13 protein-coding genes are annotated in these 16,639 nt (G+C 37.5%); 9 read left to right on the forward strand and 4 right to left on the reverse strand.

What is annotated here, in order from left to right:
* Nucleotides 1-10 precede the first annotated feature (10 nt).
* The 3 genes from QME45_00390 to QME45_00400 are packed head-to-tail and all read left to right on the forward strand — an operon-like array spanning nucleotide 11 to nucleotide 4,335.
* Complete coding sequence (locus tag QME45_00390) at nucleotides 11-1,741, forward strand: alpha-glycosidase (protein ID MDI6617118.1); 1,731 nt, start codon at nucleotides 11-13, stop codon at nucleotides 1,739-1,741.
* A 35-nt stretch (nucleotides 1,742-1,776) separates the two neighbouring features.
* A complete protein-coding gene (locus QME45_00395) occupies nucleotides 1,777-3,318 on the forward strand; it encodes an alpha-amylase family glycosyl hydrolase (GenBank protein MDI6617119.1) in 1,542 nt (513 codons plus the stop codon).
* 27 nt (nucleotides 3,319-3,345) lie between these two features.
* The gene (locus tag QME45_00400) at nucleotides 3,346-4,335 is read left to right on the forward strand and encodes a LacI family DNA-binding transcriptional regulator (protein MDI6617120.1); all 990 of its coding nucleotides are present in this window, start codon (nucleotides 3,346-3,348) and stop codon (nucleotides 4,333-4,335) included.
* Between the two features lie 71 nt (nucleotides 4,336-4,406).
* Here QME45_00400 and glgP read toward each other — a convergent pair whose 3' ends face one another.
* From glgP to QME45_00415, 3 genes are all read right to left on the reverse strand, one after another.
* Nucleotides 4,407-6,020, reverse strand: coding sequence for an alpha-glucan family phosphorylase (glgP, locus tag QME45_00405; protein MDI6617121.1), 1,614 nt, complete (start codon nucleotides 6,018-6,020; stop codon nucleotides 4,407-4,409).
* 82 nt (nucleotides 6,021-6,102) lie between these two features.
* Complete coding sequence (locus QME45_00410) at nucleotides 6,103-8,421, reverse strand: family 65 glycosyl hydrolase domain-containing protein (protein MDI6617122.1); 2,319 nt, start codon at nucleotides 8,419-8,421, stop codon at nucleotides 6,103-6,105.
* Between the two features lie 357 nt (nucleotides 8,422-8,778).
* Nucleotides 8,779-9,546, reverse strand: coding sequence for a hypothetical protein (locus QME45_00415; GenBank protein ID MDI6617123.1), 768 nt, complete (start codon nucleotides 9,544-9,546; stop codon nucleotides 8,779-8,781).
* A gap of 289 nt (nucleotides 9,547-9,835) precedes the next feature.
* Here QME45_00415 and QME45_00420 point away from each other — a divergent pair, with 289 nt between their 5' ends.
* Together QME45_00420 and QME45_00425 are read left to right on the forward strand one after the other, a co-directional pair.
* Nucleotides 9,836-11,179 (forward strand): TrkH family potassium uptake protein, encoded by a 1,344-nt coding sequence (locus QME45_00420; protein ID MDI6617124.1) that lies wholly within the window; start codon nucleotides 9,836-9,838, stop codon nucleotides 11,177-11,179.
* A gap of 13 nt (nucleotides 11,180-11,192) precedes the next feature.
* Nucleotides 11,193-11,861, forward strand: coding sequence for a TrkA family potassium uptake protein (locus QME45_00425; GenBank protein ID MDI6617125.1), 669 nt, complete (start codon nucleotides 11,193-11,195; stop codon nucleotides 11,859-11,861).
* Between the two features lie 26 nt (nucleotides 11,862-11,887).
* Here the strand turns inward: QME45_00425 and QME45_00430 are convergent, their stop codons facing one another.
* Nucleotides 11,888-13,012, reverse strand: coding sequence for a glycosyltransferase family 1 protein (locus QME45_00430; protein ID MDI6617126.1), 1,125 nt, complete (start codon nucleotides 13,010-13,012; stop codon nucleotides 11,888-11,890).
* Between the two features lie 256 nt (nucleotides 13,013-13,268).
* Here QME45_00430 and QME45_00435 point away from each other — a divergent pair, with 256 nt between their 5' ends.
* The 4 genes from QME45_00435 to QME45_00450 are packed head-to-tail and all read left to right on the forward strand — an operon-like array spanning nucleotide 13,269 to nucleotide 16,568.
* Nucleotides 13,269-14,282: a CotS family spore coat protein gene (locus tag QME45_00435; protein ID MDI6617127.1), complete on the forward strand. Its 1,014-nt coding sequence runs from the start codon at nucleotides 13,269-13,271 to the stop codon at nucleotides 14,280-14,282.
* A gap of 11 nt (nucleotides 14,283-14,293) precedes the next feature.
* On the forward strand, nucleotides 14,294-14,515 hold the full coding sequence (locus QME45_00440) for a hypothetical protein (protein MDI6617128.1): 222 nt from the start codon (nucleotides 14,294-14,296) through the stop codon (nucleotides 14,513-14,515).
* Nucleotides 14,516-14,530: 15 nt separating this feature from the next.
* A complete protein-coding gene (locus QME45_00445; protein ID MDI6617129.1) occupies nucleotides 14,531-15,517 on the forward strand; it encodes a hypothetical protein in 987 nt (328 codons plus the stop codon).
* A 16-nt stretch (nucleotides 15,518-15,533) separates the two neighbouring features.
* Nucleotides 15,534-16,568 carry a CotS family spore coat protein gene (locus QME45_00450; GenBank protein ID MDI6617130.1) on the forward strand — a complete coding sequence of 345 codons (1,035 nt, stop codon included), beginning with the start codon at nucleotides 15,534-15,536 and terminating at the stop codon, nucleotides 16,566-16,568.
* Nucleotides 16,569-16,639: the final 71 nt, after the last annotated feature.

Below are 16,639 nucleotides of genomic sequence, written 5' to 3' on the forward strand. Positions count from 1 at the left end.
GAGAATTTAAATGAATAAACAGGCGATATTTCATATAACTGATGTACCATATGCTTATGCTGAAGATGAAAATAATCTATTTTTAATGCTTAGGGCTTCTCAAGGGGATTTAAAAAGCTGCAAGGTTTTATATAAAGACAGGTATGACTGGCAAAATCCATTTCACATTGAAGATATGGAATGTAAAAACAGCGACGGGTTGTTTGACTATTTTGAAACGAAAATACATGTTGATGGAAACAGATACAGGTATAATTTTAGAATTGAGGGGACAGATGGAGAAGTTTTTTATTATAATGAGAGAGGATTCAGCAAAGAGCCCGAAGAGGAAAGAGGAGCATTTCAATTTCCCTTCATTTCCCCGGCTGATGTGTACAAGAAAGTGAAATGGGCACAGGAAGGGATCATCTATCAGATTTTTCCGGACAGATTTTATAACGGGGATAAGGGAAATGATCCTGAGGGGGTTTTGCCTTGGGGCGGGGCTGTAGACCGTAAATCTATGTTCGGAGGGGATTTAAGGGGCATAATGGAGAAGCTTCCGTATCTTAAGGATTTGGGAGTTACTATATTATACCTTACCCCTGTATTTCTGTCGTCTTCAAACCATAAATACAATACAAAGGATTATTATAAAATAGATCCCCACTTTGGAGATATCAAAATTGCAAAAGAATTAGTGAAAAATGCTCACAAACTCGGGATTAAGGTTCTTTTCGATGCGGTATTCAACCACTGCGGGAGCGATTTTTTTGCATTTTCGGATGTGCTTTCCAAGCAGGAAAAATCAGCATATAAAGATTGGTTCTTCATAAAAAGTTTCCCCGTATCGACAGACAAAATTAATTATGTGACATTTGCAAATAACGTGTCCACCATGCCGAAGTTGAATACCGGCAATACCGAGGTAAAGAAATATTTGCTGGATGTCTCAAAATACTGGATAAAAGAAACAGGTATAGATGGATGGAGGCTTGATGTATGCGACGAGGTAGATCATTCCTTCTGGAGGGGATTTAGAAAGGTCGTAAAGAAGGCAAAGCCGGATTCATTTATTGTAGGTGAAATACAGCATGAAGCATGTTCATGGCTTAAGGGTGATCAGCTCGACAGTATAATGAATTATCCATTCAAAGAAGTAATGACCGATTTTTTCGCAAAGCGTAAAATTACCGCAGAGAAATTCGATAATGAGCTCTCGGCTGCAAGGGCCCTATATATGAAAAATATAAATATGAATTTATTGAATCTTTTAGACAGCCATGACACCCCGAGATTCCTGACTGAATGCGGGGGGGATGTCTGCAGGATGAAATTGGCCGTCGCATTCCAGTACACTTATATCGGCATGCCTTATATATATTATGGAGATGAAGTGGGCATGTTGGGCGGAAATGATCCTTTATGCAGAAAATGCATGATATGGGATGATAGCAAACAGAACAAGGAGCTTCTGGAATTTTACAGGACATTAAACCATATAAGAAAAGAGAACAAAGCGCTGGTGTATGGAGATTATAAAACCATATATAAGAATAAAAATATTATTGCGTTTAAGAGAATGCTGAATAATGAAAAGATAATAGTGATTTTAAATAACAGCGATGATGATTTAAAAGTAAGAATAGAGGGTATTGCCGGAAGTTATCTGGATTTATTAAACGGCAAAGAGGTAAATATTGAAAATAATATAGAGCTTCCGGGAAATGGCATAAAAATATTGAAGGCTGCTTTGCTGTAGTTGGAATCGGTATAGGCTAAAAAGGGGGAGGCAAGGTGCAAAAGAGTTATTCAAGAAGGATAGCAAGCTTTATAATTATTGCTTTTTTTCTGATGCCGGTAAAAGGTGTTTATGCTTCAGGTAGCAAATATAAAATTACACAGGATGATATGATATATTTTATAATGACGGACAGATTTTTTAACGGAGATAAATCGAATGATGCAGATGTGGATAAAAATGACCCTTCAGCATACCACGGCGGCGATTTTCAAGGCATAATAGATAAGCTGGACTATATTAAAAGCCTGGGCTTTACAACAATATGGATAACACCTGTTGTAAAAAACCAGCCGGGAGGTTATCACGGATACTGGACAGTGGATTTTTACAAGACTGATGAGCATTTGGGGACTATCGACAAGTTAAAGGAACTTGTGCAAAAAGCCCATTCAAAGGATATGAAGGTTATTGTGGATCTTGTTGTAAATCACACAGGGCAGCAGCATCCGTGGGTAGACGATCCAAAATATAAAGACTGGTTTCATGAGAATGTCGATATATCAGATTACAATGACCAGAAGTTGGTCGAAAACGGATGGCTTGCGGGATTGCCGGACTTGAACCAGGATAATCCGGAGGTTAAAAAATATTTGATAGATATGGCAAAATGGTGGATAAAAGAGACCGGCATCGATGGCTACAGGTTGGATACGATGAAGCATGTCTCGAAGAGCTTCTGGAGGGACTTTACATCAGAGATTAAAAAGGATTATCCTGATATTTATCTAATCGGTGAAGTATTTGACGGAAACATAGATTATGTATCAGATTACCAGAATACCGGAGTAGATGGGCTTCTGGATTATCCTGCTTATTTTGCAATAACGGATGTGTTTAAAAACGGCAGTCCGGAGATGAAACTTGAGGATGTGATAAATAAGGGTGGCAGTTATAAGAATAGATATCTGCTTGGCACATTTATAGATAATCACGATGTACCAAGGTTTATAAATGATATAGATAAGAACAGGGATGAAAAATTAAAGCAAGCTTTAGCTTTTATGATGACGTACACAGGCATTCCGATTATGTATTACGGGACGGAAATCGGGATGGATGGCGGTAAAGATCCAGACAACAGAAGGGATATGGAATGGTCCGTAAAGTCGCCGATAATGAATTACGTAAAAAAATTGTCCTCCATAAGGAAAAACAACAAATCTTTAACGAGAGGCGATATAAAGGTTTTGGAGACAGACAGCGATATCCTGTGTTATTCGCGAAGTTTCGAAGGCAATACAATAACAGCAGCATTTAATACGTCGGACAGTGAAAAAGATGTAAGCATAAAAGTTTCGGAGTTAAGCATAAAAAATGGCGCCGTTTCTGATTTGCTTGATTCAGAGAGGGCAAATATCAAAGATGGCACTCTAAATTTCAAAATTGAGCCTTTAGGGGTAAGGATACTGAGTTGTAAAAGCAGCAATACGAATTATCCGATAGTAATCTTGCCTATTGCTGCTGTATCGCTGGCTGTAATTTTGCTGCTGTATATTTGCAAAATCACACTAAATAAAAGACGAACAGACAAATAAAAAGTTGGATATAGGAAGTGATAGATTATGTGTGCCACATTAAAGGATGTTGCCAAAGCCGCAAATGTCTCTACCTCTACTGTTTCGAGGGTAATAGCAAATAACCCTAAAATAAGCGAAGAGACTAAAAACAGAGTCACCGATATAATAAAAAGAATGAATTACCATCCGAATGCTATTGCGAGGAGCCTTGCAAATAAAGCTACCAGGATACTTGGCATAATTCTTCCAAATGAAGCCGATGATTTATTTAAAAACCCATTCTTCATACAGGCGATGACCGGCATAAGCATATATGCCCAAAGCAGAGGATACTATATTATGTATGCATTCGGTAAAAGTGAAAAAGAAGAATTAAGCCATATAAAGCGCTATATTTCAAGCAGGCTTACGGATGGCATAATACTGCTTACAGCACGGCACAGCGATAAGTGCATACAATATTTAAAGGAGAAGGAATATCCGTTTGCAGTAATAGGGAGGCCGGAGGAGCCGGAAGGTGTTTTGTGGGTCGACAATGATAACTTCCAGGCCATGTATACGGTCGTCAATTTCCTCATACAAAAGGGGCATACGGCAATAGGGTTTATAGGCGGGCCCCAGGATATGATCATGTCAAGGGACAGGCTTAAGGGATATAAGGAGGCTTTAAGTACTAACGGCATATCCATCGATGAAAAGCTGATAGTCCAGGAGAATAATTTCACGGAGCAGTGTGGCTATGCTGCCATGAATGAAATATTGGATTATAAAATTCCCTCGGCGGTGGTCGCAATAGATGATCTGTTTACATTTGGCGCCATGAAAGCCGTAAAGGACAGAGGCATGGACAAAATCCCAATGGTAGGGTTTAATAATATACCTCTTGCCGCATATCAGCCTATACCTATTTCCTCGGTGGATATAAATGCAGAGGAGCTTGGATATAATGCTGCACGGCTGCTCATTGAAAAGCTGGAGAATGTAAAAATGGTAACAAATCATTATATAGTTAAGACTCAGCTTATAAAAAGGTAAAATTGCAGGGCACGGTAGTTAGTTCAACTCTTTGTGCCCTGCAATTTTAGCATATTTTATATTAATGGATTTCAAATCTCATACATATTTTCAAAATACTCTTCAAGGGTTCTTTTTATAGAAAATTTATCCTTTGTGCTTAATATACTGCTTTTCATCATTTCAATCCATTTTGTACGGTTGCTGTAATATGTGGGTATAACTTTTTCCTGAAGCACCCTGTAAAGGGCTTTTGAATCATGCTCATAAAGTTCCGACTCATTTTCAGACTCGTATCCGCCGGCAAACTGCCAGCCGTTGATTCCGTCCTGACAGGCTTCAGGCCACCATCCGTCAAGTATGCTTAAGTTGAGTACGCCGTTCATTGCAGCTTTCATGCCTGAAGTACCGCTGGCCTCCTTGGGCCTTACAGGATTATTCAGCCATACGTCGCATCCCCTCGTAAGCATCTTTCCTATAGTCATATCGTAGTTTTCCAGGAATATAACACTTTTTGGATACTGTTTTGATATATTTACTATATCGCTTATTATTTGTTTTCCCGTATCATCCAAGGGATGGGCTTTGCCTGAGAATATCATCTGTATCTTTCCGCCATTTAAAAGGGACCCTATCACTGAGCTGTCCTTAAATATAAGGTTGCTTCTTTTATATGGAGCCGCTCGTCTTGAAAAACCTATAAGCAGGCAGTCTGGGTTTAGCTCTATGCCGTTTCTTTCCTTCACAAACCCTATGAGCCTGTTTTTATTTTTCATGTGTGATTCAAAAATATCTCCATTGCCTGCTGCAGCAGACAGCATATCCGGATCTACCCATGTAGGTATGTGAATACCGTTTGTGATGCCTATGATATCAGACCTGTTTTTAACATTTGCCCACATTATGTTTGCCGTTTTCATATGAAGCTTTGATACGGCATTGGAGATTTTAGACAGCCTGAGCCCGGCGACTGTCATATTGAATGGATCGCCGCCTATTTCAACGAGTTTATCGGCTTTAAGTCCATCATTTGCTCCCATATACAAAAGCCTGTCTATATAGTGCGATTCATTTCCTTCGATTACCGGAGTATGGGTGGTAAATACTATCCTGTTTCTGACGGATTTGAAAGCTTCCTCATAGGGGATGCCCTTTTCAATTTTTTCCCTGATAAGCTCCAGGCCGGCGAATACTGCGTGGCCTTCGTTGAAATGGTAAATATCAGGCTTTATCCCAAGGGCTCTTAATGCCCTGACGCCACCTATGCCTAAGACCATTTCCTGCGCAACTCTTTCTTCACCGAACCATCCATAGAGCTGTCCGGTGATCCATGAGTCCTCATTTTCAGGAAGGTCCGTATCCAGAAGGTACAGAGGAGCATTGCCAAAGCAGTCCACCTTCCATACTTTGCAATAAACATCTCTCTTTCTGATGCTTACCTTTACCTTTATACCTATGTCTTTCAGAAAGTCATAGTTATAATTATGGTACTCATCATAGGGATGCCCATCCCTATCTATTTTTTGATCAGTATATCCTTGTTTCCACTTGATGCCTATGCCGACTATGGGAAAACCATAATCTTTAGCGCCTTTTAAATAATCGCCTGCGAGTATTCCAAGTCCGCCTGCATAAATTTTGAATGAAGAATCAAGTCCGTATTCCATGGAAAAGTAAGCAACTGTGGGTAAACCATTTTTAACCAATCTTATCCCTCCAAGCTTAAGGGACACTTTTGAGCAATGTACCGGATATATACCGGAGCTACATGTCCCTTTGATAATATTTTTATATAATATTGTTTTTCTTAACATTGACGGTTAAGATGCCATGCTGCGGCATGGCGTAAACTTTATCGAACATATTTATATTAAAGGGAGACCCCTTTTCTTGTTTTACTGTAACTTTGTGCTGATCCACGGTTATTTTAAGCAGGTGTTCCCTGAATAATATTTTAAAGGAATAACTTTTCCATCCCTCCGGCGCAAACGGATTCAGACATAATGTATTATTTTTTATCCGCATACCGCCAAATCCGTAAACTATGGCCATCCATGTGCCTGCCATGCTGGTTATGTGCAGGCCATCCTGGGTATCGTTGTTATAATTGTCAAGATCCAGCCTTGCCGTGCGAAGATACAGCTTATAAGCCTTCTTTTCATAACCTATCTCTGCTGCCATTATTGAATATATGCAAGCGGAGAGGGAAGATTCATGTACTGTTCTTGGCTCGTAAAAATCGAAATTGCGCTTCTTGGTTTCCATATCAAACCTGTCACCCAATAAAAATAATCCCATTATCACGTCCGCCTGCTTTAAAAAACATGATCTTAATATCCTATCCCATGACCAGTGCTGGTTTATGGGCAGATCCTCCGGCGGTATGTCCGATGCAAGTCGCTGCTCTTTATCCATATATCCATCCTGTTGTTCAAATATTTCGAGTTCTTTTACATAAGGGTAGTACATATTTAAATAAATATGCTTCCATTTTTTCATCTCTTCATCCGATAAGCCAAGCTTTTTAACTAGCATCAAATATTTTTCCGGGTATTTTCCTTTTAAAATATCGGAGACTCTTAGTGTGTATTCAATATTCCATGCCGCCATGGTGTTGGTGTACCAATTATTATTCACATTGTTTTCATATTCGTTGGGGCCTGTAACCCCAAGTATCATGTACTTGCCCTTGGAAGGGTTGTAGGTAACTCTCGAAGCCCAAAATCTGCTTGTTTCCACAAGAACTTCAAAACCGTAGTCGACAATGTATTCTTCGTCGCCTGTATAACGAACATAATTGAATATTGCATATGATATTGCAGCATTCCTGTGTACTTCTTCGAATGTTATTTCCCATTCATTGTGGCATTCTTCGCCATTCATCGTCACCATGGGGTATAAAGCGCCGCTCAGCCCTAATTTTCTGGCATTCTCTTTTGCCTTTCCAAGTTGATTATATCTGTACATGAGGAGATTTCTTGCTATGCTTTTTTCTCTTGTACTTAAATAGAAAGGAAGGCAAAAGGCTTCCGTATCCCAATAAGTGCTCCCTCCGTATTTTTCCCCTGTATACCCTTTAGGACCTATATTAAGTTCGGGATCATCTCCTGTATAAGTTTGATTGAGTTCAAAAATATTAAACCTTATCCCCTGAAGTGCAGCGGCATCACCTTCAATCGATATGTCGCTTTCAGTCCAGCGGTCCTCCCAGGTTCTGGAATGCTCATCAAAAAGTGTATTGAATCCTTTTTCCCGGGCTTTGGATGCCATTTTCAAAGCAGTATCTGAAAGTGTGGAAACAGCATGGTACCTGCTGCTGGCAGCGGCTATATATTTATATAATGTAATTGTACTGCCGCTTTTTACATCGACTCCTATCCTGTTTGCAATGTATTTTTCTTTAGTGATTATATCAGTTTTGCCATCGATGGGGGAGTTATCCAGAATCATGCTGTATGCCATTGCCGATGAAACATAGAAATCAAGCTTTTTAGTTTTCATGGTCAAATATCCTGAGCCATAACTTACATCCCTATCCTGCTCTTCCCAGAATTTTTCATTATAGTTAGAGTCCTCATTGGATACGTCTCCGTCTATATATGGGATGAATGTGATTTTACTGTTACAGTCAAGAGGTGTTATGCTGTAGGATATAGCCGCTGTTTCAAAATCCACGGCACTTAAAAATCTTTTTACTTCGATTTTGTATTTTTTATTCATGAAATCCGAAATGGTAAATTTCCTTAAAAGAAAGCCGTGTTTCATGTTTAGTATGCGTTTAAAATCTATAACCTTTGCCTTTGCAAGGTCTAAATCTTCGCCGTTAATCAAAACGCCTATTCCTATAAAATTCGGTGCGTTGATTACTTTTGCAAAGTATTCGGGATAGCCTACCTTCCACCATCCGACTCTTGTTTTGTCCGGATAATATACCCCCGCAATATATGTTCCTTTCAATGTATCGCCTGAATAATTTTCCTCAAAATTTCCCCTGATGCCCATATGGCCGTTGCCGAGGCTCATTATACTTTCATAGAATCTATTGTTTTCGGGATGAAAACCATTTTCTACAATATTCCATTCATCTATTTCCAGGTATTGGTTCATACTTTTTCCTCCAGTATTAATGCAAATATAAATGCAAACGATTGCACAAAATCTACAAAAAAATAAGCTTTTACAGAATAATTATAACATTAAAAATTTGTTTAATCAATTCCTGTTTTAAAACGGTTTTTCGATTCGTAATATGGGCTCTATGTTATTTTGAACACTCATTCCCAGATTCAAGTTTTGTAAGTTCTAAGGCCGCAGCCTTAAGAATCCATAAACTTGTTCAGGGCAGAATCAAAACTCACTTAAGTTCAGGCATTGATTCTGCTTATCCTGAAGCTAAAGTTAACAGACTCTAAAGACTTTCAGCTAATTGCTATTTCCATAATGTTCTTCAAATATATATCCACTTTATATTACCTGCTTTAGCGATACATAGGCGGTGGTCTTTATGATATCCCTTGCTTTTGAATCCGGTATGCCTTTTGAAATAAGGGCATTATAGATATCTGTCGTGTTTATGATTTCATCGATTGTTTTTGGAAGATTCTCCTCGATATTTGCGGAAGATAACTTTCCGGTTATTTCTTTAATTATATGCTCGGCTATTGAGGTTACAGCCAATCGTGATTCGTATAATGATATACCATATGTGTTTAAGATTACAAATACATCTGTAGTATTTTCAACTATTTTAAGCACCCTGTCTACTGCAGGGTCAATTGAATTTTTTACTTTCATGTTTTTCAGCACAAAAATAATGAGTTTGAGAAGTATGCCTCTTAAGACGCATACAGGAACTCCGAAAGTCAAAAATATGCGCTGGAATATAGGTTTCCTTGACAGTAAAGTGGCAAGCAATTTTTCCGCGTACCTTTCTGCAGGTTCGGAAGGATGTTCAGACATATTTGCATTTTTTAAAACATAGCCTATTACCGATTTTAAAATCCGTCTTACAAAGAATTTGGGCATTCTGTATCTTGAAAGCTCTGTAAAGCTTTCGGACGATTCCGATTCGAAAAGCGAAAGAAGCCTTGCCGTATCGCAGGATAGCTGCCTCGTCATTTGATCACCTGAATTACCGAATTCATCGAATTCAGCCATTGGAGGCATATATGGTATCATATAAATTACAGGACAGAATGTATGAATGTAATATTTATAATTGTTGATAGACAAAGTATTTCCTCCCAAATCAAACTACCATTTTTATAATATGCCCCTTGATTTTATATGTTACCGGTGATTGATGCGAAAACAACGGGCTTTTTCTTAGCTTCTTGATGTACCCTGCCCATTAGCAGCTGAAGTAATATTCATTAAATATAGAATATACATTAAATTGCAATAATGTATTGACTGTAAAATTTAAAAGAATATAATATTAATTATCACTCATGGATAAGCTTTGCTTCTATGGGAATCTATTTTGGTTTTTTATGTAGAATAATTAATTGGATGTGGGGATATGCAGATCGAATTAAATTCTAAAAGAAGATTAAAACCTGTGCAGATTTTAGCTATTGGCTTTGCGTTAGTCATTCTTTCAGGAGCGGTGCTTCTTTCACTGCCGATTTCGTCCAACGGCGGGAGGCTTACGCCGTTTGTGGACTGCTTGTTTGTCGCGACATCCGCAGTTTGTGTTACAGGACTCGTAACTGTGGATACATATACGAACTGGAATTATTTTGGCAGGACAGTCATTATGATCCTCATACAGATAGGCGGGCTTGGCTTCATGTCGTTTGCAACCCTGATAGCATTATTCTTGAAGAAAAGGATAACTCTTCATGAAAGGCTTGTTATGCAGGAAGCCATGAATACATTTACACTGCAAGGCGTCGTAAGGCTTATTAAGAGTGTGCTGATTTTTACTTTTGTTGTTGAATCATGCGGCGCCATATTGTTGTCGACACAGTTTGTTCCGGTTTATGGATTTTTAAAGGGTATATATTATGGGTTATTTCATTCGGTATCGGCTTTTTGTAATGCCGGTTTTGATATAATAGGAAACTTTAGAAGCCTTACGCCATATGCAGAAAATTCCGTTATTATCATCACGATTGCTTCGCTTATAGTAATCGGCGGCCTTGGGTTTTCCGTTTGGAAAGAGCTGTTCCATTATAGAAAAGAAAGGAAGCTTTCGCTGCATTCCAAGCTTGCAATAACTATGACAGCGATATTGATATTTGGCGGAGCATTCCTGATGTTCATATTTGAGATGAGCAATACTAAAACTATTGCCAATATGCCTGTAGGGGGGAAGGTATTGTCTTCATTTTTTGCTGCTGTTACTCCTAGGACTGCAGGATTCAACTCAATATCCACTTCCGGGATGACTCCTGCCGGAAGATTTCTGACGATAATTCTCATGTTTATAGGGGGGTCTCCAGGGTCAACAGCAGGAGGTATTAAAACGACAACTTTCGGAGTGCTTATTATGACAATTATTGCTGCTATAAAGGGAAGAGAGGATACGGTGGTATTCAAGAATAAAGTAGGAGATGATACTATAAAAAAGGCTGCTGTAGTTGCGACGCTTGGCATCGTCCTTGTTCTAACCGTATCAATGGTATTATCCATTACTGAAGTTGGAGCTTCTCTTGAAGATATTTTATATGAAGTCACGTCGGCTTTCGGGACCGTCGGTTTAACGTTAGGTTTGACTCCCAAGCTTACTGTGATAGGCAAACTGCTAATTTCATTTACCATGTTCTGCGGCAGGGTGGGCGTTATTACACTGGGCCTGGCTATAGCTCAAAAGGCTAATAATATGATCCATTATCCTGAAGGGAAAATATTAATCGGATAGGGGGGTATTTCTCATGAAGAAAAAGCAAATTGTGGTTATTGGTCTTGGAAGGTTTGGAGCATCTGTTGCCAAAAACCTTTATGATCTTGGATATGAAGTATTGGCCATCGACTCTCGAGAAGATGCCATACAGGAGATAGCGGATAATGTTACTCATGCGGTGCAGGCTGACAGCACGGATGAAAAAAGCTTAAAGGAGCTCGGCCTCGGCAACTTTGATGTTGCGATTATCGGTATAGGTTCGGATGTGCAATCGAATATAATGACGACTATCATAGTCAAGGAGCTGGGAGTAAAATATGTTATTGCAAAGGCCGACAGCGATCTTCATGCTAAAGTTTTGCGTAAAATCGGTGCCGACAGGATTGTGTTCCCTGAGAGGGATATGGGCGCAAGGGTAGCGAACAATCTTTTTTCAGCCAGCATACTGGATTATATAGAGCTGTCTAAAAATTATAAGATATTTGAGATAGTTGCACTTGATGAATGGGTCGGGAAGGCTCTTTATGAGATTAATATGAGGGCCACATATGGTATAAATATAATTGCTATTAAAAACGGTGATAGTGTAAATGTATCTCCGGGTGCCAATGATATCATCCATAAAGGCGATTTACTGATCATTATAGGAAGCACTGAGGGCATCAGCAAGTTTAACGGCAATTATTCCATCTGGCAATAGCAGAAAATAAGGGGCTTTCCGGCTCCTTATTTTCTGCTATTGTACAGTTTTTCATATATTTTAAGAGTTTCAGCCGCGGTTTTTTCCCAGCTGAATTTTGATGCCTGCTTAAATCCCTTGCTTATAAGGTCAATTTTCTTGTTATTATCCTCCAGCACATCTTCCATTGCCTTTGCCAGTTCTTCAGTATCGAAGGGGTTTATTAAAAGTGCGGCATCGCCGGCAACTTCGGGTATGGATGATATATTGGACGTTATTGTCGGCGTACCGCAGCACATTGCTTCAAGAACCGGAAGGCCGAAGCCTTCATAAAGTGAGGGGTACACGAACAAATCCGATGCATTATAAAAATACGGAAGGTCGCCATATGGTACGTATCCTGTAAAAAATACTTTATCATCTATGTTAAGAGTCTGTGCAAGCTTTGTCAAAAACTGATGATCGTCTTTTGACGAACCTATTATGGTTATGCAATAATCTTTCGAAAGATTTTTATATATCATTGAAAATGCCACTAAAATCGATTTTACATTTTTTCTCGGACTGAATCCTCCTATATATAATATCATGTTTTTGTTTATGCCATACTTCTGTCCTATAAATTCGGATGCCGCTTTTTTGTCCATTGGAGTAAACATTTCATCGGCAGCAAGGTAAGTTACGGCAATTTTTTCATCGGGAACATTGAATATTCTCATTATATCCTTCTTTGACCATTCAGATACGGTGATTATCATGTCTATATTTGAAATTACCTGGGGCATCTGTGATAAAAACTTTGTAAGATAGCTCCTTCCAACTGTTTCAGGCATTATATAAGGTATGAGATCGTGTATGGTCGCTATATAGAGACAATATTTTGACTGGGGCAAACCCATACCGTTTTGGGGAACATGATATATATCGACATTTTTACTCTTTAATACCTGCGGTATATAATATTGTTCCCAGAACCTGTGATGCTTTTTGCTGGACAGGCTGATTTTTGCGTTATCTCTTTTAAAGGGACTATACTCACTGCCGGACCAGAAAATATAATAATTGTTCGAGCCGTCTATCGTAAGAAGGTTCTTTAAAATCTGTCTTGTATATGTTCCGATACCTGTTCCGGCGTACCATGAAGCGCCTCTACCATCAAGTGAAATTAGCATTTGGTCCGCTCCTTTAAATACAAAAAAAGAATACCTTAATCTATAAATATTAAACATCCCGCGCATATGTGCATATATAGATTTATATTTTAACCTTGAAATGGAAACTTCAAGTTGGGTGCATATTTTATATCTGAAGAATATTATGGAAAGAGCAATTAGCGGAAAGTCCGCTTTTGCCAAGTCACATTTGAAAAGCCTCTTCATATAATGAAAATAGAGCATTTGTTTTACTGAAAAATTGAGAGGCAGAATAATGGAAAACTGTAATAACGATGCGTTAGCAGAGTATCTTTCAAAAAAATATGAGCTGGATATATATGATGTAGTACAGGTTAAAAATGTTTTTAGAGTATATGCAAGGCAAGGAGATAAGTGTTTAAAAAGGGTAAAGTTCGGGAAGGAAGATTTCATGTTTATATTATCCTGCATGAAACACTTAATGAAAAACGGCTTTAAAGGGATACTGCCATTTATACCGACAAAGGAAGGGAAAGACTATATAAAGCTTGAAAATGGATATGGCTTTTTAACGGACTGGATGCAGAGCAGAAACTGTGACTATTCAAATCCTGTGGATCTCAAAATGGCGGCCGTAGCATTATCGAAGCTTCATAATGCATCAAGGGGATTCATATATGAAGATTGTAAAAATAGATACGGATGGGGCAAATGGATAGAAAAATTTAGTTCACGTCTGAATGAAATGAATTCATTCAAAAAAATCATAGGACAGAAAAGCGAGTTTACCAGGTTTGATTCTGTATATGCCGATAATGTGGACTATTTTATGGAAATGGGTATTAAATCCATAGAACATGTTAAGCAGTCAAAATATTTTGACCTTATGGATAAGGAAAAGTTAAATAATTCATTTTGCCATCATGATTATGCTCACCATAATGTGTTGATTACCCCCGATCTATCCGTGTATATAATAGATTTCGATTATTGTATATGTGATACGAGGCTGCATGATTTATCAAGCCTTATAATAAGAAAAATGAGGCATGGGAACTGGAATATCGAGAAAGCTCAATATATAATAGACAGCTATCTTGAGGAAGGATATATGGCGGATGATGAAATACCGGTTATCAGTGCTTTTATAGAGTTCCCCCAGGATTTCTGGCAGGTTGGTCTTCAGTATTATGTTGAAAAATTAAAATGGAGTGAGGATCAATTCAATAAAAGGCTTAATAATGCGGTAAATGATAAATATGACAAAAAGAAATTCATTGATGAGTTTAAATATTCAATAAAGATATAGGAGGGTCTTTCATGTCTATAAATGACACTAATAACGAGAATGTAATAGTTAATAGCGTCGATGAATATGATAACAGGGTAAAAAATCTAAAAGATGACCTGAAGAGATTAAAAAAAATAAAACGCCAGCAAAATAAAATAAATAAGCTTGAACAAGAAAAATCTGAAGTCTTAAAAAAAATAGAAAGAAGAAGAAAAAGGGAAAACAAGATCAAAAGCCATAAAAGGCACTGAACTTGGAGGGGTAATATGCCGGATATTAGCGATTTAAAATTAAGGATTGAAGTGGAATACGGCATCAGGGTCAAGGATATATTCGAATTTAAAGATGAGCTTTTATTTTCATCTTCAAATAATATTTATTTTTTGCGGAAAGACAAAATGAAAGAGACGGATTTCATATCCGTCGGGGGGCTTTATGAATATCTAAAAGCCAATGGATTTAAAAACATGCTAAAAGCATATTGTACTATTAAGGGTAAATATTATATTAAAAGCTCGAATGAATATTATATGATATTTGATCATATAGATAGTGAAGATTTTTCGATTTTCAATGATGGAAAACTTATGGCAAGATTTCTTGCTAAGTTCCATAAATGCGCAAGAGGTTTTATGCCACCCGCGGGAGGTAGAATAAAATCATACTGGGGAAGATGGACAGAGGAATATTGCAAAAAATATAAGGATATAAAAAACTTTGAGGAAAAGATGGCATCGATTGATAAGAAGACAGCCGCAGACGAAGCCTTTTTAAAAAGCCTGGGAAAATATATGGAGAGGATGCAAAAATCTATAAGTATGCTTAAATCAGACGGATATCTTGATATAGTAGAGGAAAGCATGAAAGCACATGAAGTTTGCATCAAAAGCTTTAAGCAATCATATTTTTATAAGAATGAATCGAACATAAATATAAAGTATTTAAATAAATGCGGATACGATATATATGAGAAGGATATATCGGATTTTATGTGCAAGATAGTTGAATCGGGCATGGATGATATTAAGGATTTAAAAGAATTAATATATGTTTATAAATGTGAAAATTTTTCAAGAAATTACAATAAGGATATTATAAGAGCGTTTTTATTATTTCCTGAGCAATATGTCAAAGTTTGCTGCAAATATATGAAGAACAATGATAAATTTGCACAGGAGAAATATATCGAAAAATTAAAATGTGCGGAACATATCGAAGATAAAAAAATGGAACTGGTGGATGCCTTGAACTGACATGGAGGGTGGTAATTTGGAATTGTCAAGATATAGAGATAAATCTTATTTAGTAAACTATGAACTGACTATAGATATATTTGAATCATTCGGGCTGATTGTCGATGATATAGTTCCGGTAAGATCGGTATTCATGCTTTATACCAATAAGGGAGCAAAGATATTAAAAAAGATAGACTATAGCTTGGGCGAGCTTGAATATATAAACTCCCTTATGCGATATGTAAATAAAAACGGGTATAAGTATATTGCCCCGTTTATGAATACAGTCGACGGTAACTTTTATCTAAAGAGGCCGGACGGGATATATGTTGTCATAGATTTGATAGAAGGAAGGGAAGCGGATTTCCAAAATCCGATAGATTTATCTTCAGTTTCAAAAGCGCTGTGCAGATTCCATAATTCAACACGGGGATTTACATGCACTATTGAAAAGAGAAATAATTTAAATAAATGGATTATGACATTTGAAAGGAGAGCATCGGATCTTGTAAAATTCAGGGAAATAGCTTCACTCCATGAGATAAAGACAGGTTTTGACAATCTTTACCTTAAATATGTAGATGAATATTTAGATGAGGCGAAAGAATCGATTACCCTTTTGAAAGAATCACCATATCCGAAACTTTGCACCGAATCGTATAATAACAAAAACGTATGCCACCATGATCTGGCATATCACAACATAATAATAAACAGCGAAAATGATGTGTACCTGGTTGACTTTGACTATTGCATAGCCGACCTCAGGATACATGATATAGGAAATCTGATAGTTAAAGCAATCAAAAACTGCAAATGGGATATAGAAAAAGCTAAAAAGATCATAGAAGATTACAGCAGCGTCGATGCTTTAAAAAGTGAAGAACTGCAAGTTTTATATGATTTTTTAATTTTTCCGCAGGATTTTTATGATATAAGCAGATGTTATTATATGAAAACAAAAAACTGGGATGAATATGATTTTTTATCGAGACTTGAAACAAAAGCAGGATATTATGATGACAGAAAGACATTTTTCAATAATTTTAAGCAAGGAATTGCATTTTAAGCAAATTCCTTTGCTTTTTTGCAGGAATTTTAACAAGTACGTAGAATAATAACGTAAATAGTAAATAATGG

It is taken from the genome of Clostridiales bacterium (assembly GCA_030016385.1).
In the GTDB taxonomy this organism is placed as follows: Bacteria; Bacillota; Clostridia; order Clostridiales; family Oxobacteraceae; genus JASEJN01.

Bases quoted from the DNA above. Each gene is read 5' to 3' on its own strand.
- QME45_00390 (MDI6617118.1), top strand. From the start codon at position 11: ATGAATAAACAGGCGATATTTCATATAACTGATGTACCATATGCTTAT.
- QME45_00400 (MDI6617120.1), top strand. From the start codon at position 3,346: ATGTGTGCCACATTAAAGGATGTTGCCAAAGCCGCAAATGTCTCTACC.
- QME45_00410 (MDI6617122.1), bottom strand. From the start codon at position 8,421: ATGAACCAATACCTGGAAATAGATGAATGGAATATTGTAGAAAATGGT.
- QME45_00420 (MDI6617124.1), top strand. From the start codon at position 9,836: ATGCAGATCGAATTAAATTCTAAAAGAAGATTAAAACCTGTGCAGATT.
- QME45_00425 (MDI6617125.1), top strand. From the start codon at position 11,193: ATGAAGAAAAAGCAAATTGTGGTTATTGGTCTTGGAAGGTTTGGAGCA.
- QME45_00430 (MDI6617126.1), bottom strand. From the start codon at position 13,012: ATGCTAATTTCACTTGATGGTAGAGGCGCTTCATGGTACGCCGGAACA.
- QME45_00435 (MDI6617127.1), top strand. From the start codon at position 13,269: ATGGAAAACTGTAATAACGATGCGTTAGCAGAGTATCTTTCAAAAAAA.
- QME45_00440 (MDI6617128.1), top strand. From the start codon at position 14,294: ATGTCTATAAATGACACTAATAACGAGAATGTAATAGTTAATAGCGTC.
- QME45_00445 (MDI6617129.1), top strand. From the start codon at position 14,531: ATGCCGGATATTAGCGATTTAAAATTAAGGATTGAAGTGGAATACGGC.